18 protein-coding genes are annotated in these 24209 nt (G+C 60.1%); 2 read left to right on the top strand and 16 right to left on the bottom strand.

The annotated features are described in order from the left end of the window. The first annotated feature begins 46 nt into the window (after positions 1-46). Positions 47-1447: a metallophosphoesterase family protein gene (locus KO536_RS15770; protein ID WP_219262381.1), complete on the top strand. Its 1401-nt coding sequence runs from the start codon at positions 47-49 to the stop codon at positions 1445-1447. Positions 1448-1626: 179 nt separating this feature from the next. Here KO536_RS15770 and garD read toward each other — a convergent pair whose 3' ends face one another. The 5 genes from garD to KO536_RS15745 all read right to left on the bottom strand — a co-directional run bounded on the left by garD (position 1627) and on the right by KO536_RS15745 (position 11680). Then, entirely contained in the window at positions 1627-3180 is a 1554-nt protein-coding gene (gene garD / locus KO536_RS15765) for a galactarate dehydratase (protein ID WP_219262380.1), read from the bottom strand. Between the two features lie 11 nt (positions 3181-3191). Continuing rightward, positions 3192-4547 (bottom strand): MFS transporter, encoded by a 1356-nt coding sequence (locus KO536_RS15760; protein WP_133078844.1) that lies wholly within the window; start codon positions 4545-4547, stop codon positions 3192-3194. Between the two features lie 151 nt (positions 4548-4698). Further along, positions 4699-5610 (bottom strand): 5-dehydro-4-deoxyglucarate dehydratase, encoded by a 912-nt coding sequence (kdgD, locus tag KO536_RS15755; protein WP_133078843.1) that lies wholly within the window; start codon positions 5608-5610, stop codon positions 4699-4701. A 403-nt stretch (positions 5611-6013) separates the two neighbouring features. Next, positions 6014-6763 carry a FadR/GntR family transcriptional regulator gene (locus tag KO536_RS15750; RefSeq protein WP_219262379.1) on the bottom strand — a complete coding sequence of 250 codons (750 nt, stop codon included), beginning with the start codon at positions 6761-6763 and terminating at the stop codon, positions 6014-6016. A 204-nt stretch (positions 6764-6967) separates the two neighbouring features. Next, a complete protein-coding gene (locus KO536_RS15745; RefSeq protein WP_219262378.1) occupies positions 6968-11680 on the bottom strand; it encodes an AAA domain-containing protein in 4713 nt (1570 codons plus the stop codon). 183 nt (positions 11681-11863) lie between these two features. On the opposite strand from KO536_RS15745, the gene KO536_RS15740 reads away from it, so the two are divergent. Further along, on the top strand, positions 11864-14833 hold the full coding sequence (locus KO536_RS15740) for an autotransporter domain-containing protein (RefSeq protein WP_219262377.1): 2970 nt from the start codon (positions 11864-11866) through the stop codon (positions 14831-14833). Between the two features lie 82 nt (positions 14834-14915). On the opposite strand, the gene KO536_RS15735 is transcribed toward KO536_RS15740, so the two are convergent. The 11 genes from KO536_RS15735 to KO536_RS15685 form a co-directional block, all read right to left on the bottom strand. Continuing rightward, positions 14916-15494, bottom strand: a complete 579-nt coding sequence (locus tag KO536_RS15735; protein ID WP_133078839.1) for a TerD family protein — start codon at positions 15492-15494, stop codon at positions 14916-14918. Between the two features lie 39 nt (positions 15495-15533). Next, positions 15534-16109, bottom strand: a complete 576-nt coding sequence (locus KO536_RS15730; protein WP_133078838.1) for a TerD family protein — start codon at positions 16107-16109, stop codon at positions 15534-15536. A 26-nt stretch (positions 16110-16135) separates the two neighbouring features. Then, entirely contained in the window at positions 16136-17182 is a 1047-nt protein-coding gene (locus KO536_RS15725; RefSeq protein WP_133078837.1) for a TerC/Alx family metal homeostasis membrane protein, read from the bottom strand. Between the two features lie 7 nt (positions 17183-17189). Next, positions 17190-17639 carry a tellurite resistance TerB family protein gene (locus KO536_RS15720; protein ID WP_133078836.1) on the bottom strand — a complete coding sequence of 150 codons (450 nt, stop codon included), beginning with the start codon at positions 17637-17639 and terminating at the stop codon, positions 17190-17192. Between the two features lie 66 nt (positions 17640-17705). Continuing rightward, positions 17706-18911 carry a TerD family protein gene (locus KO536_RS15715; protein ID WP_133078835.1) on the bottom strand — a complete coding sequence of 402 codons (1206 nt, stop codon included), beginning with the start codon at positions 18909-18911 and terminating at the stop codon, positions 17706-17708. Further along, positions 18908-19498: a TerD family protein gene (locus KO536_RS15710; RefSeq protein ID WP_219262376.1), complete on the bottom strand. Its 591-nt coding sequence runs from the start codon at positions 19496-19498 to the stop codon at positions 18908-18910. The genes KO536_RS15715 and KO536_RS15710 overlap by 4 nt, the downstream gene beginning before the upstream one ends. Before the next feature lie 73 nt (positions 19499-19571). Continuing rightward, on the bottom strand, positions 19572-20246 hold the full coding sequence (locus tag KO536_RS15705) for an HAD-IB family hydrolase (RefSeq protein ID WP_133078833.1): 675 nt from the start codon (positions 20244-20246) through the stop codon (positions 19572-19574). Further along, the gene (locus tag KO536_RS15700; RefSeq protein ID WP_133078832.1) at positions 20243-21202 is read right to left on the bottom strand and encodes an HpcH/HpaI aldolase/citrate lyase family protein; all 960 of its coding nucleotides are present in this window, start codon (positions 21200-21202) and stop codon (positions 20243-20245) included. Before KO536_RS15700 ends, KO536_RS15705 begins: the two co-directional genes overlap by 4 nt. Next, positions 21202-22296, bottom strand: a complete 1095-nt coding sequence (locus KO536_RS15695) for a cysteine protease StiP family protein (protein ID WP_219262375.1) — start codon at positions 22294-22296, stop codon at positions 21202-21204. The genes KO536_RS15700 and KO536_RS15695 overlap by 1 nt, the downstream gene beginning before the upstream one ends. After that, on the bottom strand, positions 22289-23047 hold the full coding sequence (locus tag KO536_RS15690; RefSeq protein ID WP_219262374.1) for a trehalose phosphatase: 759 nt from the start codon (positions 23045-23047) through the stop codon (positions 22289-22291). Before KO536_RS15690 ends, KO536_RS15695 begins: the two co-directional genes overlap by 8 nt. Continuing rightward, positions 23037-24173 (bottom strand): phosphoribosyltransferase domain-containing protein, encoded by a 1137-nt coding sequence (locus KO536_RS15685; RefSeq protein WP_219262373.1) that lies wholly within the window; start codon positions 24171-24173, stop codon positions 23037-23039. The genes KO536_RS15690 and KO536_RS15685 overlap by 11 nt, the downstream gene beginning before the upstream one ends. Positions 24174-24209 lie beyond the last annotated feature (36 nt).

Raw genomic sequence — 24209 nt, 5'->3', positions numbered from 1 at the left:
CGGGGGTTTGTTTCCTTGACGGGCATTCAGCCTTCGAGGAGTCCCCATGATTCGCCCCACGTTACTGGCACTCGCGCTCTTATCCGTGATCAACAGCGCCTGCGCCGAACCCGGTCCGCCACTGCCCCATTCCCCCGGCGCACCTTATGCAGCCAGCAGTCTGGCGGACCGTATTGTGCTGACGCCGGGTGCCAATCCCGCTCGGGAAATGGCCGTGACCTTTCGCACGGACACCTGCCAGCTCACCAGCCAGTTGCAGTTGGCTGTGGCACTCGACGGCCCGCAACTGGATAAAGCCGCACGCGTGATCGAAGGCATCCCCCTGAGCCTGGAGACCGAGAACGGCGCCGCCCTTTTCCACCAGGTACGCCTGCACGACTTGCAACCGGACACCGCCTACGTGTATCGGGTCAAGGGCACCGATGGCTGGAGCGAATGGCTGCAGTTCCGTACCGCCGCCGAGGGGTTCAAACCGTTCAGTTTTATCTACATGGGCGATATGCAAAACGACATTCTGTCGCTGGCCTCGCGCAGTGTTCGCCAGGCGCTGCAAAGCGTCGCCAACCCGGCGCTGATCGTTCACGCGGGCGATCTGGTGTCGCAACGCGACGACCTTGTGCATGACGATCAATGGGGAGAATGGAATCAGGCCGGTGGTTTTCACTACGGGATGATTCCCCAGGTGCTGGCCGCCGGAAATCACGAGTACCTGGACAGCTTCAACCCCGACGGCAGCGAAAGCCGTACCCTTGGCCCGCACTGGAGCCGCCAGTTTGCCCTGGCGCAAAACGGGGTCGAAGGGCTGAAAAGCACCACCTACTTTGTCGACTATCAGGGCGTGCGTTTTATCGTGCTCGATGGCACCTCGGCCCTGGACATGGGCACCCTGGCCCAGCAAACCCGGTGGCTTGAGCAAAGCCTGAAAACCAGCCGTGCCCGCTGGAATATCGTGGTCAGTCACCAGCCCGTCTTTACCTGTGCCCGCCCTGAAGATACCGAGCCGTTGAAGCTCGCCTGGAAGCCTGTGTTCGAGCGGTACGCGGTGGATCTGGTGTTGCAGGGCCATGACCATTGCTACAGCCGTGTCACCGATGAAGCCGGGCGTGTGGCATCGAAGGCGGCCCGCGCGGGCGGCAAGATTCAGGGTCCGGTGTATATGGTGTCGGTGGCCGGTTCCAAGATGTATGGCCTCAATGACCGGGCACAACAGCAGCCGGACCGCAGCGCCGAAGAAACCCAGCTGTACCAGACCATCGAGGTGCAGGACTCCCGCCTGAAGGTGCGCAGCTATACCGCGGCGGGCACGCTGTATGACGCGTTTGACCTGGAGCGCGACGCCAGAAACCGCAACCATCTGCGCGAGCCGGTGAAGTCCCTGCCCGCTGAGCGCGCCTGCACGCAAACGGCAGGCCCCGATGGTTTTGTCTGCAGCTCACGGGCCAAATAAGTCGCTCACCGGTAGTCGCTGCCGAAGGAACGAGGCTGCGTTCGGCGACGAAGTCGTCGTGAAATCAGAGTCTGCGGTGTATCAGTTAAATCATGGACTCAGGTTTTACGATTGCTTCGCAATCGGACGCAGCCTCGTTCCTGCGGCAGCGACTACAAGTTTCGGCTACATATCACTGTTCAGGTGATCGGTGCCGGGTTGAACAGGGTGATGTCGTTGTGCAGTTTGTGCTGCTCGGCCCAGGTGTGTTTTTTACCGCTGGCGACGTCCAGGTAGTAATGGAACAGTTCCCAACCCAGGTCTTCGATGGTCGCGCGCCCGGTGGCGATGCGGCCGGCGTCGATATCGATCAGGTCCGGCCAGCGCTGTGCCAGTTCGGTGCGGGTCGACACTTTCACCACGGGGGCCATTGCCAGCCCATACGGTGTGCCGCGCCCGGTCGTGAACACGTGCAGGTTCATCCCGGCAGCCAGTTGCAAGGTGCCGCACACAAAGTCGCTGGCAGGCGTCGCACAAAAAATCAGCCCTTTGCGCGTGAAACGCTCGCCCGGGCCAAGCACGCCATTGATCGCGCTGCTGCCGGACTTGACGATGGACCCCAGGGATTTCTCGACGATATTCGACAACCCGCCCTTCTTGTTGCCCGGCGTGGTGTTGGCGCTGCGGTCTGCTTCGCCCTTGGCCAGGTAGCGGTCGTACCAGTCCATTTCCCGCACCAGCTCTTGGGCGACGGCCTGGGTCTCGGCACGGGAAGTCAGCAGGTAGATGGCATCGCGCACTTCGGTGACTTCGGAAAACATCACCGTTGCCCCCGCACGCAACAACAAGTCCGAGGCATAACCCAGCGCCGGATTGGCGGTGATCCCGGAAAACGCATCGCTGCCGCCGCATTGCATGCCCAGGATCAACTCAGACGCCGGTACGGTTTCGCGACGGCGCTGATCGAGTTTCTTGAGGCGGACTTCGGCCAGGGCCATGATCTGCTCGATCATCTCGGTAAAGCCGTGGCTGGAATCCTGCAGGCGGTACAGCCACGGATCGCTCAGGTCCACCGAGCTGTCGTTTTCGTGCATCACCTGGCCGGCCTGCAATTTCTCGCAGCCCAGACCGATGACCAGCGCTTCACCGCCCAGATTGGGGTTGCGCGCCAGGTTACGTACCGTGCGGATCGGGATATAGGCGTCGGTGGCGCTGATCGCCACCCCGCAGCCGTAGCTGTGGGTCAACGCAACGACATCGTCGACATGGGGGTAAAGGGGCAGCAGTTCTTCCTTGATCCGCTTGACCGCATGGTCCAGCACGCCGGTCACGCACTGCACGGTGGTGGTGATGCCCAGAATATTGCGCGTGCCCACGGTACCGTCGGCGTTGCGATACCCTTCGAAGGTGTAGCCCTCAAGGGGTGCCTGCGCGGGCGGAACATCCGTGGACAGCGGCAGGCTGTCCAGGGGCGGGGCGGTGGGCATGCGCAGCTGGTCTTCGTTGACCCAGCTGCCCCGCGCAATGGCTTGCAGGGCGTAGCCGATGATCTGGCCGTAGCGAATCACTTCGCCGCCCTGGGGGATGTCTTCCAGAGTGACTTTGTGGCTCTGGGGCACAAAGTCCAGCGTCACGAGGCCATCCGCAAACACAGTACCGGCCGGTACGCCCTGGTCATTGACCACGACCGCAACGTTATCCAGCGGGTGCAAGCGGATCGAGCGCGGCGAATCAGAATGTTCAATCAACGTCATGATGCCGCTCCTCAAGAATTCACAGGTTTAAGTTCAGCGGTTTTCGGGTCAGTGGTCGGTGGCTCTTTGAGCACCACACGCTTGATCGGCCCGACGATGACCAGGTAGCTGAACACTGCCATCAATGCGTTGCAACCGACAAACACCAGCGCCCATTTGAACGAGCCGGTGGTGCTGATGATGTAACCGATGACGATGGGAGTGGTAATGGAAGCGAGGTTGCCAAAGGTATTGAACAGGCCACCGCTCAGACCGGCGATCTGCTTGGGCGAGGTGTCGGAGACCACGGCCCAGCCCAGTGCGCCTACGCCTTTACCGAAGAATGCCAGGGCCATGAAGCCAACCACCATCCATTCAACGTCCACATAGTTACAGGCCACGATGCTGCTCGATACCAGCAGGCCGACGATGATCGGCGCCTTGCGGGCGAACGTCAGCGAGTGGCCTTTGCGCAGCAGGTAATCGGAAATCACCCCGCCCAACACCCCGCCGATAAATCCGCAGATTGCAGGCAATGACGCAATGAAGCCCGCCTTGAGGATGGTCATGCCGCGGTCCTGTACCAGATACACGGGGAACCAGGTCAGGAAGAAGTAGGTAATACCGTTGATGCAGTACTGGCCCAGATACACACCGAGCATCATGCGGTTGGTGAGCAGTTGACGTATGTAGTCCCATTTGGGTCCGTCAGACTTTTTGCCTTTCTGGTCCATATCGACCATGCCGCCGTTTTCAGCGATGTACTTGAACTCTGCCTCGTTGATGCGAGGGTGTTCACGCGGGCTGTAGATCACCTTGAGCCAGATGCCCGAGAAGACGATACCCAGGATGCCCATGACGATGAACACATGCTCCCAACCAAAGGAGTAGACGATCCAGCCCATCAACGGTGCGAACAGCACAGTGGCGAAGTATTGCGCCGAGTTGAAGATCGCGGACGCTGTGCCACGTTCTGCCGTAGGGAACCAGGCCGCAACGATTCGGGCGTTTCCGGGAAAAGAGGGTGCTTCGGCCAGACCCACCAGAAAGCGCAGCATAAACAGCGCAACGACCGCTGTGGACATGCCGAACTCACCGATAAAGCCTTGCAGCACGGTGAACAGAGACCAGGTGAAGATGCTCAGGGCGTAAACTTTTTTGGAACCGAAACGGTCGAGGAGCCAGCCACCGGGGATTTGTCCGGCCACGTAGGCCCAGCCAAATGCGGAGAAGATATAACCCAGGGTTACGGCATCGATGCCGAGGTCTTTTTGCAGGCTGGAGCCTGCGATGGCGATAGTTGCACGGTCTGCATAATTGATTGTGGTCACCAGGAAAAGCATGAGCAAAATCATATAACGGACATGCGTCGGCTTGGTCGCTTGCATGTTGTACTACTCCCACTGTTTATTTTTATGCGCGGGTGAATCTATTTTTTTGATGTAGCTGACTTACAGTTTCTACAGATAAATGCGCTAGCCGACGGTCGTAATCCTTCACACAAAAGGCCGCTGATTTCTCAGCGGCCTTGGCTTTTGCTTACTGCGGACCTTGCTTGTCGATCAAGGCAGCCAGTGCCTCGTACTCTTCTGGCAACAAGTCGGTCAGTGGCGTACGCACCGGGCCTGCACTGTAACCTGAAATAGTGGCGCCAGCCTTGACGATGCTGACCGCGTAACCGGATTTGCGGTTACGAATGTCCAGGTAAGGCAGGAAGAAGTCGTCGATGATCTTGCCCACGGTGGCGTGATCTTCACGGGCCACGGCGTGGTAGAAATCCATCGCGGTTTTCGGGATGAAGTTGAACACCGCCGAGGAGTAAACCGGTACACCCAGCGCCTTGTAGGCGGCAGCGTAGACTTCGGCGGTCGGCAGACCGCCCAGGTAGCTGAAGCGATCGCCGAGGCGGCGACGGATCGACACCATCAACTCGATGTCGCCCAGGCCATCCTTGTAGCCGATCAGGTTCGGGCAACGCTCGGCCAGACGCTCCAGCAGCGGCGCGGTCAAGCGGCAGACGTTACGGTTGTAGACGATCACGCCGATTTTCACCGACTTGCACACGGCCTCAACGTGGGCGGCAACGCCGTCCTGGCTGGCTTCAGTCAGGTAGTGCGGCAGCAGCAGCAAGCCTTTGGCACCCAGGCGCTCGGCTTCTTGAGCGTACTCGATGGCCTGACGGGTCGAACCGCCTACACCGGCGAGGATCGGTACGCTGGTGGCGCAGGTATCAACGGCAGTTTTGATCACTTGCGAATATTCGCTGGCTGCCAGGGAGAAGAACTCACCGGTGCCGCCTGCTGCGAACAGGGCCGAGGCGCCGTACGGGGCCAGCCATTCCAGGCGCTTGATGTAGCCCTCGCGGTGGAAATCACCTTGAGCATTGAAGTCGGTTATCGGGAAGGACAACAGACCGGAAGAGAGGATGGACTTCAGTTCTTGTGGATTCATTATTCGAACACCCTGGGAGCACGTTGTGATGAAAAATACGTAAGCACTTCGCTACGTCGTACGTCATCGTACAACTTAAAAAGATAACGTCAATATCATTTCGTGCATTCGTGTTCAGCGGCGTCTGAATTTGGCCTGATGAAAATCACAAAGCCCGTCTAATACGGGCTTTGTGAGAGTTGCGCAGGGTTGAAATTTAATTTCAGAGAGGAGGTAGGTTGTCTGAGAACAACCGTTTCATGCGCCTGACCTGTAGTCGCTGAGGAGCGAAGCGAGGCTGCGACCGGCGTGATGCAGCACCCGTAAAGCCTAAGGCTGCGGTCTTGCAGTCTGATCCTGCGACGGCTTCGCCGCCGATCGCAGCCTCGCTTCGCTCCTCAGCGGCTACAACGATTACAAACGACTACCCGCGTTGCGCTTCTGCTTCTTCATGGGCATGACGCAGGCGTTCGCGGCTGTTGGTCAGGTGCAGGCGCATGGCCGCACGGGCCGCTTCGGAATCCTGACGGGCAATGGCCTGGTAGATTTCTTCGTGCTCGCGGTTGAGCCGGGTCATGTAGTGCTGCTGGTCATCATGGGCCAGACGCGCAGAATTGAGACGGGTACGCGGAATGATGCTGGTGCCCAGGTGAGTCATGATGTCGGTGAAGTAGCGGTTGCCCGTCGACAGCGCAATCTGCAGGTGGAACTGAAAGTCCGACGCCACGGCATCGCCATTGCGTGCCGCGTTTTCATTCAGGGCATCCAGCGCTGCACGCATCGCTGCCAATTGTTCCTCATTGCGACGCTGGGCAGCCAACCCGGCAGACTCCACTTCAAGGCTGATACGCAGTTCAAGAATCGCCAGCACATCGCGCAATGTGACGACAGTCGCCGGGTCGATCCGAAAACCGCTCGGGCTCGGCGTATCCAGCACAAAGGTGCCGATACCGTGGCGGGTCTCGACCTGCCCTGCCGCCTGCAAACGAGAAATCGCTTCGCGCACCACCGTGCGGCTGACGCCGTGCGCCTCCATGATCGCTGACTCGGTAGGCAACTTGTCGCCACGCTTGAGCTTACCGTCGCGGATCTGCTCGGACAGCACCGTCACCAACTCTTGCGCCAGGCTACGGCGCTTGCGAGGGAGGCGGGGTACGTCGATCTGGTTATCCATGTTGAACATTTTTCTCGAAATCAAAGGGGTCAGGGGCACTTCATGAAAGCAGCTGAAAAATCGCCCTGACACACCGGACGTCCGTGCTGCTGTGCTCCCGCATGGATGCATCATAGCTCAAGCCGGTTGTACGATCACCCGCTGACACAGGTGAACGCAAAACCTGCCGCCGCCGTCTTGCCTGCGATGCTGCCCGCGGGCTTATCAGGCCGTCTGCGGCGAGGACTCATCCGCTTGACGCTCACTCACGACAAACGGGTCGTCCGGGATCCAGAACAAAAACGGGTCCTTGGCCGGCCGGTTGTCATAAGGCCGACTCCCCTCCTCCTGCGCTGATGCACCGGCACGACGAAAGCCATACACCTGGCGCCGCTCGACATGAATGCTCGGAGCCGCCCCTTCCCCACTGGCAGGCTCGATGTTCATGGCCTTCAAGGTGGCCAGCAAATCTTCAATGATCATCTGGCGATTCAACGTGAACGCCGACGCGAAGCAGCGCCAGAAGCGCCAGCCCGCACGCTCCAGAATGCGCTGGCGGCGCATGTCGCTGTCCCAGCGGTCCGGCCCGTGAAAGCGGTCGCCATCACACTCGATCGCCAGGCGGCTGTCGTTGTCCCCCTCCACCACCATGTCGATCCGATAAGCCCCGACGCCAACCTGCGGGATAACCCGATAACCGCGCTGCGTCAGTTCATCGTACATATCGCGCTCGAAACCCGATTCGCACAACTCGCGCAGATCGCTGACCTGCGCGGCATCCTGCGTAAACGGGGTCTCAAAGTGTTCAATCAGGCCTCGGCGCAAACCATCGACCGCACTCAGGTCGGTGAGCTCGACGCTGCGCACCAGATACATTCGGTCCCGCGCCCGCGACGCGGCCACATTGAAGCGCTGGGCAATCGAGTCGCGGCTGTTGGCAAAACAGTCGCCGGGGCTGGCCACCATCGACAGGAACATGATGTCCCGCTCCTTGCCCTGGAAAGTGCGCGCATCGCCACAGCTGATCTGGAACTGGGTGATCACTTCTTCACCCAGCTCCTTGGTCAGCATCTGCATGACTTTTTGCGCCTGCTCGGCCCCCAGCAACGAGACCACGCCAATGCTGCGCCCCGCGATCTGCGGCATGGCAATCAGGCGGCGGATTTCCTCGACAATCACATTGGCTTCGCCGAGGTTGAACTTGCCCTTTTTCTCCCCGTCCATTACCCGCAAATCCACCAGCGGCGGGTCCAGGCGCTCGGTCATCATCGGCAGGCGCAGTGGCTTGAGTTCGTGGTTGTAGAACTCACGCTTGGAGTATTCGATGATCGGCGCCACGCAGCGGAAATGCTCGCGCAGCATGGTGCCGCTCTTGGCAAACACCACTTTGAACAGGTCGTACAGCGAACGCTCGGGGGACATCAATGGCCGGTAGAGCCCGACCTGATTGCCCAAGAAGCGCGCCATCATGTTCTGCACACGCTCTTCTTCCATGCCGATACCGTCCGGCGAGACTTGTTTGTCATCGCCCACCACCAGCACTTTTTTCGCCCGCAACAACGCTGGCAGTGCCGTCAGGTCAGACTGGGACGCCTCATCGATGATCACCAGATCAAAGGCACCGTACTGGGCCGGCAAACTTTCGCAAATGCGGTAATGGGGCATGATCCAGCACGGGATCGCCGAGATCGCCACATCGGCGGCCAATCGTGCGTCCTGCCGGTAACGCCCGGCACGAACGCCCGTCCCCTTGCCGATTTTGCGGATCGCGGTGCGGTACAACTCCAGGGCGGCCCTGACACTCGGCGTGGCGTTCTCCGACAACCGCAGCCAGGTGCGCTTGACCACCGCATCCTGATACAGGCGCGACAGGTTCAGCTCCAGTTCACCGCGTAATGTGAACAGGCGCTTGAGGTCTTCGCGCCCGTCGATACTGTCGAGGTAACGCGCCAGACGGCTCAGGCGCCACACCTCCAGGCAGTTGTCCGGGAGCAGGTCATCCACCGGCTCCAGGCTCGGTTCGTCGCGCAAACGGGCGGCCCAGATCAGGCCGCCGCTGTGTGCGATGAGGTCCGTCACCTGTTGCACCGTGCCGAGCGCACCCGTCAAAGCCAACACCCGGCGCAGCTCGTCCATCAGTTCGGACCACTGCACCTGAAGTTCGGCGGTCGTCACCTGCGGCTGACCCAGACTGGTGTCCAGAAACCCTTGCAGGCGCTCGCTCACTGCACCGCCACAACCGGCCAGTGCCGTGTTGAAGGTGTGCTTGATGGCCCAGGTAGCCGCCAGTCGGTGACGCATCAGGTGATGGCGCAAAAAGCCTTCGCCCTTGCCCAGTACCGCCTCGTCACTGCGCAACTGACTGACGTCGGCCCAGTCCACGAGCAGGTGCCTGAGCTCGGTTTGCGCACGGATTTCGCCCTTCTCGGCGCGGACAATATCGCCGTACTGTTCGATCACCCGGGCCGCCGCCAGCAGTTGCTCGGCATCGGTTTCAAGGGTCGGCAGCGGCATCTCGCCAGCCAGTGCATTCCAGCGCAACAGCAACGTTCGTCCCAGTTGCTGGAAGCGCACAAATGCCTGCACGTGCACCCAGTCCTGATCGTTCTGCGGCTTGCTGCCCAGCACCAGAATGGCGTCCAGCAACTGTTTCTGGCTGCCCTTGCCGATCAGGCCGGACAACCCGAACGGGCGTCTTCCCTGGGCCAGGTTATCGATGGCGGCCACCACTTCGGGCTGCGCCTGGAGCTCGAATGACAAGCTCACCGGCCGGGCTACAAATGCCTTGCGACCTGTCAGCGCCGCTTCGATCTCGCCCTTGAGGCTGTCAAAAAGCCCCAGCACATCGGCATTGGGGTTGCGCGACAAGTAGGCCTGCATGGCCGGCACCCACGGGTGCTCTGCGCTTTTGAGCTGCACTCGCAGTGCCTGCAACTGCTCCAGGTGATCCACCAGAGCCTGTGCCTGCTCCAGGGTCTGCGTGCTGGCGTCCAGCAAACGCGGCACCTCGCCCGTGCTCTCCTTGTGCTGCAACTGGCTTTCCCGGGCCAGATCCTGATGGACCTGAATCAGCGTTTGCGCATCCGGGAAGTCGGCCAGTTGCGGGACTTTGTGGCCCAGATAAGCCAGCGAATCCTTGAGTTCAAGCCGCGCTTCACGCAAGGCGATGATGTCTTGCAGGCTGAAACGCGGGCGATGTTCGTCCCCCACCCCGATCTGATCGGCAAAGCCGTTGATCTCGTCTTGCGCCGCAGCGACCTGCAACGCGGCATGGGTCGGGCTCAGGCGTTCGCCGTCGATTTCCAGGTCTGACAGGTTGCGTTCGGCCCAGTGGGTAATCTCACGGTCGACACTGGTCATCTGACCGTGGAGGGTATTGATTTCGTCGTCAATCTGGCCGATTTCGCGCTTGTACAGCGACCGATCAATCCGCTGGACCTCAGCTGAGATTTTCTGAATGGCGAATTCGAACTGCTTCATGCCGTCCGCTTCGCTGCTCAGCAGGCTGATTGCCAGCGGGCGAATGTCCTCGGGGAGCTTTTCCTGCAGCACGGCCAGTGCCGGGTCTTTCATCGACGTCACCAGCACCCGCTTGCCATTGGCCAGGTAATGGCTGATGACGTTGGCAATGGTGTGAGTCTTGCCGGTGCCTGGCGGGCCCTGCACCACAACCCCGTCGTGCATCTCCAGCAACTGGATGATTTGCACCTGTTCGTCGTTGTAAGGCTTGGGAAAGTACAGTTCATGAACCTTGGTCCCAGGCGCATCGCCACCTTGGGAGCCACTGACGTAGGACAAACCCCGGAACGGGGGCAGGACTACGTCCTCAAGCACGCTGGAAGGTTCGGTCAAGATCGCCTGCAAGGCCGGTGGTAATTCACCGATTGCCTCGATCTCGCCTTCAAAGCGGCCCAGGTCTTCAATAAACATATTGCTGTCGCGGGTGCGGGCAAACAGGATCCAGGTGTCTGTCACGCATAGATGCTCGGCGGCCTTGGGCACCGAGCGATCGCCCTCGGCAACCGTCACCGGCAAAAACTGCCCCTGAGCATCGAGCAATGAAGAGGCAGAGCGAATCACCGGTTCATGACTGGAAGGATTGAACGGGCTGATTGCGGCCTGCTCTTTCTTGAAGAAATCCTTGGCCAGGGTCGCCAATGCCCCTACCCCCGGAATATCGGCGGCCACGTAGGCGTCGACTTCCAGCCGGGGCTCAGCGGCGCGTGGGCGGACTTCGATGGCCATTGAGTCCGGGTTGATGGCTATCTCGACCAACTGGCTGATCAACGGGTAGTGGATGACGCCAACCGCGGGATGTTCCCACGTCGAAACGCCCAATCCCCAGACCAGTTCCAGTTGCGCATCCCCCAGATTGCCCTGCATCTGCTGCACCAGCAAAAACAGTTCGGCATAGAGTTCGATGCTTTTACGCCGCAGTTTTTCCTCTGCGGCCCACAGTCGCCAGGCAGTTTGGCTATAGGACTTGAACTGCGCCCTGATCTCGCCAGCGTCCAGGCAATCCTCAAGATTCACCCACTCATCCACCGGGGCGTCTTCGCTGAGCTCAATGCCGACCGCGGTCAACCGCGTAAGCTGCGGCTCGGACAACAGGCCACTGTTGATCAGCGCCTCACGTGTCACCCGAAGTTTTAGCGCAGGTTCGGTTTGCGGCGTGCCCTTGAGTTCGATCCACAGCGCCAGCAACGGGCTCAAGGGCGCGGGCGGGCGGGTCTCGTGCAAACGCTCAAGCCGCAACCAGACTTCATCTTCGTCACCCTCCAGCACATCCAGGCTGACACCCGGCAGTGCCCGCAGCTTTTCTTCGCTGGCACTGAATGCGTTGTGTTGGTTGACGGTCAACGCTGGCCGCTTTTGCATGAGTGCCGTCTGTTTTACAAATTCAATCAGACCGGCGAGACGTGCGCGTACTGTATCCATGTGTGAGCTGAACCACTTTGATAAGGGGGGCGCATCGAAAAAATGTGAAAGCGCCTGGAGAAAGCGAAAATTCCTGCAATGCCCGACACAATACAGAGGTTCAAGTGGTATTCAGATACATCATTTTGTAAAAACCACTCGCTATAAAAGACGGCCCGGTTATTCCCGATAAGGTCGCCCGTCATGCCTGCCTCCCCCCAACGCCTTGCGCTCGCCATCGCGCTATTGAGCTCAAGCACCGTTGCTCCGCTGGCACTTGCCAGTGACACCCTCCTGGACTCACCCGGCACCAGCGCACTCAACCTGAGCGCCAGCGATACGTTGACAGTGACCCCGGCCGCAAGCCTGACCACTGCCAAGGTGGCCGTCACGCTCAAGGGCAGCACCAGCGGCCCGGGCGTGATAATCGACAACGCAGGCAGCCTGATCTCGACGGGCGGGCGAGCCATCGACAGCAGTGGCAGTGCAAGCGGCGAGCGCAACTACAGTATTTTCAACCGCAGCGGCGCGACGATTCAGGGCAGCAACGATGCCCTGCGCATCGACACCCCGTTCAGCAGTGGCAGTGTACTGATCGACAACAGCGGCACTATTCGCTCCACCGATAGCGGCCAGGCCATCGACCTCGACGCGGTGCGCAGCCATGACGTCAAAACCACCCTGATCAACCGCGAAGGCGGGCTGATTCGCGGTGAGTTCAGCGACGGCATGAAGACCGGCTCCAACGCCACGATTCTCAACTACGGTGAGATTTCCACAGGCGACGCCCTGAACGACGACAACAAGTTCGACGGCGTCGACATCGACTCGGCAACCGGCGTGACGGTGACCAACTACGGCACCCTCTCGGGCGGGCGCCACGGCATCACCACCGACCTGGGCGCAACACTGATCAACTATGGCGACGTCACCGGGCGCAACGGTTCGGGCTTCGGCTCGGACGGGGATGGCACCGTGATCAACCACGGCACCATCACCGGCGCCTACTCCGGGCTCAAGCCCAATGGTGACGGCGATGGCGTGGATATCGACCTGATCGCCCATATTGAGAACTACGGCGTGATTCAGGGCACCGGCGCCGGTGGCGTCGACAAGAACGGGTTTGCCAATGGCAGCGAAGGGATCGCCCTGGGCGGTGGTTTTATCTACAACGCCCTGGGCGCACGGGTCAGCGGCGCCAACAATGCGGTGCTGGTGGATGACGGCAGCGATGGATCAGGGCTGGCCGCCACCACGTTGATCAACAACGGCACGATCCAGGGCCAGGACGGTTTTGGCGTGAAGTTCGTGGGCGAGTTCGAGGACGTGGTCTTCAACAATGGCCTGATCAGTGGCAGCAATGGCCAGGCGCTGGACCTTGGCGGTGGCAATGACCGCCTCACGCTGGGCAGTGCCAGCCGCTTCGACGGCCTGGTGGACGGCGGCAGCGGTTACGACCGGGTGTCTCTGGATGACCCGGCCGGTGGCCGCTTGGGCAACAGCCGGAACTTCGAATGGCTGGACGTCAAATCCGGCAGCTGGACACTCACCAGCCAGAACGATTTCAGTGACGGGGGCGAGATTTTCAGCGGCGCCCGCTTGGTCAATCAGGGTGCCATCAGTGGTTCCCTCACCGTGGACGAAGGTGGCATTTACGCCGGGAGCGGCAGTGTCGGCAACCTGCTGGTCAACGGCACGCTGCAAACCAGCCCGCAATTGGGCACCGCGACCATCACCCATGACCTGACCCTGGGCAGCGGCGCGACCCTGGCCTACGGGGTCAATGCCGATGGCAGCAGCGCGCCGGTGCAGGTCGGCGGCACCGCCCACCTCAACGGTGCAACGCTGGCCATCAATGCTGGCAGCGGCACCTACCCGTGGCTCAGCCAGTACCGCGTGCTGAGCGCTGGCACCCTCGACGGCACGTTTGGCAACGTCACCAGTGACTATGCCTTCCTCACCCCGACGCTCAACTACACCCCCACCAGCGTCGAGCTGACCTATGCCCGCAATGACGTGACCTTTGCCGAGTACGCCAGCAGCGCCAACGGCCACAGCGCCGCCATCGGTTTGAGCCAGCTCAAGGCGGGCAACGCGTTGCATGACGCCCTGCTCAACACCAGCACACAAGCGGCGGGGGCGGCCATTGAGCAACTGGCCGGCAGCAGCAACGCCAGCCTGAGCAGCGCCACTCTGGGCGCCACGTCCCAGGTGGGCAGCAGCATGTTGGCAGCCATGCAGTCCGTGGGCTCAGGCGCCGGTTTGCGGGTCGCCAGTGCCGCTCAGGACACCCCTGCCCTGGCCGCCACCGGCCTGCCGCCCGGCGTGCGCAACCTCAATGACCCGAATGCCCAGGGCCGACTCTGGCTCCAGGGGCTGGGCAGCTATGGCCGACTGGACGGGACACACGGCAACAGCGACCTGACCCAACGCACCAAAGGCGGCGTGCTGGGCGCCGACTGGGCCCTGACACCGGACTGGCGCATGGGCATGCTGGGCGGCTACTCAAAAACCAATGTGGATAGCAGTGCTATGGAGGGCACGGTCAACAGCTGGCATGCGGGTGTCTACGGGATACGCCAGAGCGGTGCGCTGGCAGTGCGTCTGGGCGCGGCCTACAGTGGCCATAACGGGGACAGCAAACGCAGCGTGGCGTTTAACGGTTTTATCGACCAGCCCAAGGGCGATTACCACGCCAGCAGCCAGCAGGCTTTTGCCGAGCTGGGCTACGCCCTGGGCAGCGGTCGCTTGAGTGCCGAGCCGTTTGCCAACCTGGGTTATCAACGCTACCAGCGTGACCACTACACCGAAAAAGGCGGTGCGGCCGCGTTGAGCGTCGACAAGCAGACCCAGGACAACTTCAGCAGTACCCTGGGCGTGCGCCTGGCCCATTTGAGCCAACTGGAAAACGGCATGAGCATCACGCCCCGCCTGAGCGCAGGCTGGAAGCACACGTATGGTGATGTCAGCAGCTCAACAAATCAGCGCTTTGTGCTCGGCGGTTCTGCGTTCAATGTCGAAGGCAGCGCGCTGGATCGCAACAGCCTGGTGCTGGAAGCCGGGCTGGATATTGGCGTGTCGGCCCGCCAGACACTGGGCGTGGGCTACACCGGCGACATGGGTAGCAACAGCCGCACCCACGGGTTGATCGGGCAATGGCAAATGAGTTTTTGACCCGCTCCCACAGGTGATGGACAGATGCACAAAAAAAGGCCCTCCCCGAAACCGGGGAGGGCCTTTTGTTTAACGCCGGGGTTTAGCCCAGGTTAACACCAAAGTTCGAAGCCAATGGCGCCAGGCCACCCGCAAAACCCTGGCCGATAGCCTTGAACTTCCACTCTTCGCCATTGCGATACAGCTCGCCGAATACCATCGCGGTTTCGGTCGAAGCGTCTTCGCTCAGGTCAAAGCGTGCCAGCTCTTTGCCGTCTGCCTTGTTCAGAACGCGGATGTAAGCGTTCGAAACCTGGCCAAAGCTTTGTTTACGGCCATCAGCGTCGTGGATGGTGACCGCGAAAGCCAGTTTCTTGGCTTCTTGCGACAGACCCGCCAGGTTGACGTTCACTTGTTCGTCGTCGCCATCGCCAGCGCCCGAGCGGTTGTCGCCCTGGTGCACAACGTTGCCGTCCGGCGAAGTCTTGTTGTTGTAGAACACAAAGCTGCCGTCGTTCAGCACTTTGCCGCTCTCGCCAACGATGAACACCGAGGCGTCCAGGTCGAACTCCTGGCCATCAGTCACACGCGGATCCCAACCCAGGCCCACAATCACTTCGGTCAGGCCCGGAGCTTCTTTGGTCAGGGAAACGTTGCCGCCTTTACTCAGACTTACTGCCATGTTCGTGAACCCTTATATGAAAAGTTGATGGGGTGCAGATTAGAATTTCAGACCGTAGCTTTCAGCCAATGGCTTGAGGCCGCCGGCAAAACCTTGACCCACAGCGCGGAATTTCCACTCGGCGCCATTGCGATACAGCTCGGCAAAGATCATCGCGGTTTCGGTGCTGGCGTCTTCAGCCAGGTCATAACGCGCCACTTCGTTGTTGTTGTCCTGGTTCACAATGCGGATGAACGCATTGCGCACCTGACCGAAGTTCTGCCTGCGTGCATCGGCTTCGTGAATGGTCACGGTGAACGCGATACGGTCGATGTCAGCAGGTACTTTGGACAGGTCGACCTTGATCGCCTCGTCATCGCCGTCGCCTTCACCGGTACGGTTGTCGCCCGTGTGCTCAACCGAGCCGTCAACGCTTTTGAGCTGGTTGTAAAAAATGAAATCGGAGTCAGCGCGGACTTTACCGTCAGCCTTGAGCAAGAAAGCGCTCGCATCCAGGTCGAAGTCTTGACCATCGGTGGAACGAGCATCCCAGCCCAGACCCACGAGGACTTTAGTCATCCCCGGAGCTTCTTTGGAGAGGGACAGGTTGCCGCCTTTGGAAAGGGAAAGTGCCATGTGTAATTCTCCTTAATAATGTGCGATCAAGCGTTCGTGTCGTTTTTAACGTCGGATTGCTCTTCTTCCTTACCTGGAAAGATGATGCTGGCCACAATACCGATGGCCAATACCACCAACACCACTATCAGGCTGGTGTTTGGATCAATGCTGATGCCGTGGCCAAACAGGTGATCGGTTGCGTTCAGGGCCAGCTTGCCGGCGATAAAGAACAACAGCGCGATAACCGATTTTTCCAGGTGTACCAGGTAGCGTTTCAGCGCTTCGAGAACGAAGTACATGGTCCGCAGGCCCAGAATGGCGAACATCATGGCCGAGTACACGATCAGGGGTTCACGGCTCACGGCAATCACTGCCGGTACGGAGTCGAAGGCAAACAGAATGTCTGAAACTTCAACCACGACCACACACAAAAACAGTGGTGTCGCAAAAAGAGCGCCCTTGCCTACAAGGGTCATTCCCTTGTTCTGCGGCTTCGTGATCTCTTTTTCAAGCTCTGTGCGCGAAACAAAGAAATTATGTCCGTGCAGCTTTGGCCAAACCGGGAACAGTTTTTTCGCAAAACGGTAGGCAATGTGCTTGGAGTAATCCTCCTCCTCATCTTCTTCCTTGCTGCGCAGCATCATGATCGCCGTCCAGGCCACGACCACCGCAAACAGCACTTCGACCCAAGGGCCAAACGCCAGCAGACCGGTACCGATCGCCACGAAAATCAGGCGGAAGACGATGGCGCCGATGATGCCCCAGTACAGAACACGGTGACGCAGCGCGTCCGGGATCTTGAACCAGGCAAAGATCGCCATGAACACGAACAGGTTGTCGACGCTGAGGACTTTTTCCAGCGCGTAACCGGTCACGAACAGGCTGGCCACGCTTGGGCCGTGGGCGTAATACAGGTAGCCCGCAAAGGCGAGGGAGATCAGCACCCAGAACACCGACCAGACGGCGGCGTTGGTCAGCGAGACCGGTTTATCGCTTTTGTGGGTAAACAGGTCGATTGCCAGAGCAATGACCGCCAGAGCCACAAATACAGCGATGGTAGTTGGCGGAAAGCCAATTGCCGTGTTTTCCATGATGTCCTCAGAGATCAAAATCGCCAGGGTTCAACCCCAGCTCATTGCAGATAATGCGGCAAGCAGCCCGCTCACTTTCATCGAAGTTGCCGTCGGCGCTACCGATTGCGCAGCAAACACGCACCAGCAGGCGGGCGGCATCTTCTTTTTTACGCAGTTGACCAATCGACTTCAGCGCCTCGGCGCGACCGATCTGCTGATCAAACTCAAATTTTTCGCAGACGGCGTTGAAAGCCTTGATCACGTCTTTAACGTCAAAAGCCTTCAGCTCATTCGAGTTTTGAATAAACCCGACCATCTTCTGTTTTTCGTCGCTGCTGATGTTGCCATCGGCAGCCGCCACCAGTGCGCACCCGGAAACCACGGCTTCCATGAACTCACGGTTCTTGAACTTGCTGACTTCCGCCGAGAGCTTGTCACGGGCGGCAGTGGCGTTGGTTTTGAGCCATTCGAGCATTGGAGTCACCTTGTCAGAAATTGCAGGTACGGCGCCTGTTTCATCAGGCGGCCACTTACAGAGCGCTCATTTGGAACCGGCAGCCCAGCGCATGCCCCAGCCGAAAGCTTTATCCATGTCGGAATGGCCCTTGAAGAACTCAACCCGACGGTTGACCTTCACGCTGCCACCGACGTTTTCCAGCAGGGCGATGGCGCACATGCCCTTGGTGCCACCCTCTTCGCTCAGGCGCACTTCGATCGGCGGCTCACCCGGAATGTACAAGGTGATAACGCCGTCTGTGGCCTGCCAGTTCGGGGCGCCTTCGTAGATAAACGCGTAAACCAGCACGCGACGCATCTTGCGCCACTCCTTGCCGTTGATACGCAACCACTCGCCGTCGCTCACAGAGCCGGTACGGTCGTCGCCCATCAACTGGATAAACGGCTCGTCACGGAAATCACCGAAGGCATTGCCCAGGGCCTGAACCGCGCCTTTGCGGCCGTTGTCCATTTCGTACAGGCAACCCACGTCCAGATCGATACCACCCGACTTGCCGCGCAACGAGGCGAAAAAGCCGCCACCGCCACCTGCATTGGGGTTGGTACGGTTCCAGTTCAGGTTGATTTTGATTTCGCCGAAGTCACCGTCCTTTTTCTCAAGGCTGATGGACGGACGCTGCTTGTCGAGCGTGATCTTCGACAGATTGATCTTGGCGGCCGGTGCCGGAGCAGGCGGTGGCGGTGCCACTGGCGTGGGCGCGGCTGCCGGTGCTGGAGCAGGAGCAGGAGCAGCAATATCAACGCCGAAGTGCTGAGCCAAAGGCGCCAGACCACCGGCAAAGCCCTGGGCCACGCAGCGGAATTTCCACGCGCCCTGACGGCGATAGAACTCGCCCAGGATCAATGCGGTTTCTTGCATGCCCTGGGTCGGGATCGGTGCTTCAATGCCGCCGCTCACCGATACGGTCAGTTGCGGGAAGGCATCGAACCGGGCCTTGTTCTCGTAGATGGTCGCGGTCAGGGCGACTTTCTCGATGGCCTGATCAATGGCGTCCAGATTGACACTGAACACACTGCGACCGGCCGCCGACTCGACCAGCTTGACCGCGCCATTGTTGACGCTTTGCTGGCCGAAGAAGCACATGTCGTTGTCGCCGCGCACCTTGCCCGACTCATTGAGCAGGAAGGCAGACACGTCCAGATCAGCGCCTGCCACCGGCGTGTAGCTGATGGTGACGCTCAGGCTGCCGGCAGCGACAGCGGTATTGGCGCCAGGAGTCAACGTCGTCATGCACGCACCGCCTGGGCCGCATCGCTGGCCAGATCCTGTGCGGTACGGCCATTGGCCACGGTGCCGATAGCGGTCAGGTCCCAGCCAGCAGCTGTGCGGCTGATGTACGCCATGACCACGCCTGTATGACGACCTTTGTCCGACAGGTTGAAGCGCGCCAGCTCTTTGCCGGTCAGCTCATCAACAATGCGGCAGTAGGCGTTTTCTACGGCTTCAAAGTTTTGCCCGGTGAACGAGTTCACGGTAAACACCAGGTGCTTGACCCCGGCCGGCAGCTGTTCCAGGTTGACCAGGATCGATTCGTCGTCGCCATCGCCCTCACCCGTGCGGTTATCGCCGGAGTGAACGATGGAGCCGTCGTTGGACTTGAGCTGGCGGAACCACACCAGGTCCAGCGCTTGCTTGGCACTGTCGAGCAGGATGCACGATGCGTCCAGGTCGATGGCAGCATCACTGCTCAGCAGTTTGGCAAAAAAACCGCTCGGTTTTACCGGGTCCCAGCCCAGGCCCATGCGGATTTTCTTGAGACCGGTTCCAGCTTCTTTCTCGAGAGAAATGGTTTGATTCTTGGACAGCGAAATGGCCATGAAGCGTCTCCTTGTCTGCACTCAAGCACGATAGGTAATTGCTGATTATTGACACGCTTTGCTTACGCCTGGCTTACAGCCCTTCACGCAAACACACGTCAAGTGGCCGCTTGCGACGCCACAGCGCGTGAAATTCGCGCCAATGTGGCTCCTGAGCGGCCCCGAGCATCTGTTCATCGCCCACGGTGTCACCCCAGGCACGTAATGTGTATTGGTCCAAAGGCCCGTATTGCGCCTCCAGCCGGATGACTTTTTGTTCACAGCGACAGTTGATACCGTCGATATCCCCCGTCAGCACGCCATCGACTGACGCCAACCGCGTTCCGATCAGGCCAATACCGAGTTTTTTGGCAAACGGTGCGAGCACCAATTCAGGGGACGCCGAGCAAATGGTGACGTTGGCGCCCTGCTCCAGCTGGTTGGCGACGGATGTTAAGCCCAAAGGCCGCATTAGGCGCTGCCACGAAACGTCACAAAATGCTTCTGCGCGCTCTTTTACCCACGCCTCTTTGGCACCTGTCAGGTAGACCGCGATGAGCTTTTCTTTAAGCGCATTACGCGAAATCCTACCCAGCAGGTAGCACGCAGTCGCCGGAATCATCCGGAACAAGCGCATCGCGAACAGCCGATTGCCAAAGGCAAAGCGCAAAAACGGCACAAACGTGTCGTGATAGGTCAACGTGCCATCGAAATCGAACGCTGACAGAACCTGCTTGCCTTTAACCGGTGTATTCAAAACGTCGTTCAACCCACTAATTCAGCCAATCTAAGGCTGCCTCCAAAAGTGTCTGACGAGCTGGCAATTTCGGGGCGAACCCCCTGCCAATGCGCTCGCTCAATAATTTTTTGCGCCCATTTGTAATGGGTCGCAGGCTCGCACATGGCGTCGTTGAACTTGAACACCGCAGGCGCCGCCTCACTCAGTATTTGGCGTGCACTGTTGAGATCTTCAAGGCTGACTTGCAGCGCCCTGTGGATAACTGCAATTTGCGACGGGTGGATAGCGGTTTTACCCACAAGCCCGTGGGCCATATCCAGCGCCAGCTCTTGCTCCAGCAAGTGCGGTGTATTCAGTTGCTCGAACACCGGTGCGGTCAGGGCAAAACCTGCAGAGCCCATGATCCCGCACAACATGGGAATCACATAGCTCATGGGCGTGCTGTAAAGGGTCATGGCCGGGTGACGGCGCAACCCCAGGCAGCCCATCAGGTCGTTACCACCAATGCGTAACGCAATAATACGCCCCGGCAATTGTTCCAGCAGGGCGCTGCGCAGCTCAACCATCGCATCGGGAACAAAGACTTCCGGGGTTTCCAGGGTGGGCATGAGCATCAGGTCGTCGCGGGTCACCGCCTGCTGCCACTCGCGGATATTGCCCAGGCTCAGCTTGGGCACCACAAAACCGTCAACATGGCGCATCAGCGACCATTCATTGAGGACCGCTGCCATCGCCGCGTCCCGTGGCCGTACAAACAGGATAGGACCGACGGACGGACGACCGCCTCGCGCTTCGATCCCCAGCAGCAGGTTTTTGAGGTTGTTCAGCCCCTGCTGCACGTCGGTTTCGGCCACAGCGTCTTCCAGGCACACCACCAGCGAGCGCAAACCCTGGATCTTCTCGCCCAGCACCACCTCCAGAATGTCGGGGCGGGTAGCCGGCATATAAAGTGTGGCGCCCAAGGCATAGGCTGAATGCTTGATCATCAGCGAACACTCCTGATTACGGTCACAGCGCGATACGGCCCCAATTCATCACCGACCTCCTGGACCTCGATGTTGGCCTGGCGCGTAAGGTGCAGGAGCAATTGCACGTCCTGATCGTCACGGTTGCGCACCAGTACGTGGTCCGGCACACGGCGCATCACGGCGCGGGTTGCCTCGGCGATACCCGGTTTGACCCGATTGGGGTTGGTCACCGCAAACCGGGTCGAGATACGTTCGACCGCAGCGACAGCCGAGTGTTGCAACGCTGCGGCCTGCTCCGCTGTCCAGGGTTGCGCACTCGCCTGGGGGGCAAGCAGCGCACGCTCGGCTTCGATGCTGTGGATAAAACTCATGGTTACGTCGTGTTCCGCCAAATGGTCATACACCACGCAGCCATGCAGGCCCGGGTCTTGTGGCCAGATGGAACGGGAAACCAGCCCCGACACCGTGGCGCCCAGAATGCCCGACGGAATCAGCCAGTCTTCAGCCGATGCCGCCAGCCAGGCGCGACCACAGGGATCGGCCAGGACCACCAGTCGCGGATCTGGCGGAAAACGCGAATCCCCGGCCAGGCTGTCGCGGATCTGGCCGCTGATCGCGCCCTTGCCGGTCCAGCCATCGACAAACACGATGTTCTCGGCACCGTGGGTCTTGATGATAGCTTCGAGTGCGACGTTGTCGATTCCACGGTCACGAATAATGCTGACCCCGTAATGCGCCGCCTCACGGCCCAGATCGAGCAGCGCCCGGCGCAGCAACACACCCAGCGGCAAACCGGCCCGCACAAACGACACCAGCGCAATCGTCGAGCCGCTGTAGCGTTCATTCAACGCCAGCGCCAGCGCCTGCACATCAGCCGCCATGCGGGCGCCGTTCTGTGCCAGGGCCAGCTGATAGAGGCTTTTATGGGTGTCTGACGGCGCATGTTCCTGGCTGATCATTTCGGAGTAATGACGCTGCCGGGTCTGGATCAGCCGCTCTTTTTCCTGCACGTCGGTAACTTCGATCTGCAAGGTACGCAGTAAAAAGTGCACGTCATCAGCGTCATAGCTGCCACTGCCGACAGTCTCCAGACCTGCAAAAGCATTACTCATGGTCAACGCTCGCCAGCACATGACTGGCCAGCTGGCCACGCTTGGGCGTGCCCCACCAGTCGCATTCGGCCATAAAGCCCAGGTCCGACACACTGTCGCCAAAGCCCAACAACGGGCGCTTGCCGTTGATCGCCTGATCGCGGCGGATCCACTCGCGTACCGCTTCACGCTTTTGCAAGGCCTGGGGCAGGAACGCCAGATTATTGCCATTGCCGTGCACATACAGCCCGTCGAGCAAGCCCCGCGCCCTGACCTCGGCCAGCACGATGAGCAGCGCTTCGTCGGTTTCGTTGTTGTGCTTGGTGACGACGTAGTTGGCCAGCCCCTGCTCTTCGACTACCCAGCCACGCAACGAGAACCCCAGCTCTGCGCCAATGGCCAGGGTTTGCTCGCTCAGCTGGTGCAGACGGGTTTGCTCAAGTGCCAGCGCCTCGCACATCCGTGCATGCCAATCCAGGTCCAGCGAGCCATCCGGGTTGAGGATGACCCCGCCGTGGGCACAGACCGCACCGCGGACGAAGGGTAATTGCACCCGCTGATAGGCTTCGATGCTGCGCGCGGTCACCGGGACCACGTCGCTGGTCGCCAGCAACCATTCAACAAAGCTCTTCTGGGTGGCGCTCATGAAGCCGTTGGGCTGGCCGTCCACGTCCAGCGTGGCCGCAAAACGGGGCTCATCGCCCATTTTGCGGGCGGTTTGAAACAGGGTGTCGTCCAGATCAACGAACACCAGAGGGCGATTACTGCTCATCAACGATTACCTGCGCATTCAATGCGCTGACCAGCGCCGGGTCGACGGCAGCTGCCGGGGTTTCGCTGCAAATCAGCACCCGGTCAAACTGGCCGGGGGCGACGTTATAAAGAAAGTTGGGGATGCCCAGGCCGTAGTTGTCAGAGAACGACAACGCATGGTCGATGCAATGGCCCAAGGCAATTGGCGAACGGCTGGTGGAGCTGAAGCGCACATCGGCCCCCGCCCGCTCAAGTCGCTCGGCCAGCAGGAACGGGCGCCAGACAAACTCACTGGTGCCAATCACCAGCACCCGCTCACCGGGCGCCACTTGCACATCGGGCGCCAGCGTATCGAGGTGCTCACGCACACCCATGCGGCCCCAGTCGCGGTCTGGATCGAGGGCCCAGTCGCCTTGGGCCACACTGCCCACTTCGGGCATTTCGGGCAGTTCTGCGGCAGGATCTTCGGCGAATGTGTAGCGACCGTCGAGCAAAGAGACGCTCGTGACGTGATCGCCCATTGCCTTGCGCACCGCATCCTGAGACCAGTCGGTCAGGGTCGCGGTGACAATCCGCTCGATGGAATCCAGTCCCGCTTCAGCCAGCGCCCGGGACAAGTTGATAAAGGTATTGCCGGTCGACGCTTCGTCGTCCACCAGCACCAGCGAGCGGGCACTGAGCATCATTTCGCGGGTGCGCGCATCTAGCGGCAGGTGCAGCAGGTGCGAGCTGGCGTGGCTGTGCTCTTCTTCAAAGCGGGCAAACAGCTCGCTGCCCGTGGGGTGGCGACTGCTGCACAGGTACACGCTGTCATTGCGTGTCTGGCTCAACGCACGGTGTACGCCTGCCCCCAGACCGACGGCCGTTTCGGCCATGCCGATCACCAGCACCGGGCCGGGCAAGTCAGCGGGGATCTTGCTGGCCAGTGCATTGAAGCTTTCAGCCATCAGTGAGGGACGGGCCGGGATATGGCGACCCAGCACGCGGGAAACAAACAAAAAAGCCCGTTTTGGATTGCGCCGCTCGGCGAAATCGAAAAGTGCCTGTGGATCAAAGGTCGATGCATTGACCTGTACCTCCAGACGACCGCGCTTGAGGTTTGCATGCAAAACCTTGGGATCGGTCACGGGGTTAGCGCTATTCATCAACATTTACTACCTGGAAATACTTAAAAAGTGGGG

Origin of the sequence: Pseudomonas sp. NKUCC02_KPG, assembly GCF_019345465.1 — a bacterium.
Taxonomy (GTDB): domain Bacteria; phylum Pseudomonadota; class Gammaproteobacteria; order Pseudomonadales; family Pseudomonadaceae; genus Aquipseudomonas.
The sequence above is the reverse complement of the archived record's forward strand: the minus strand, read 5'-3'. Positions and strand labels throughout refer to the sequence as shown.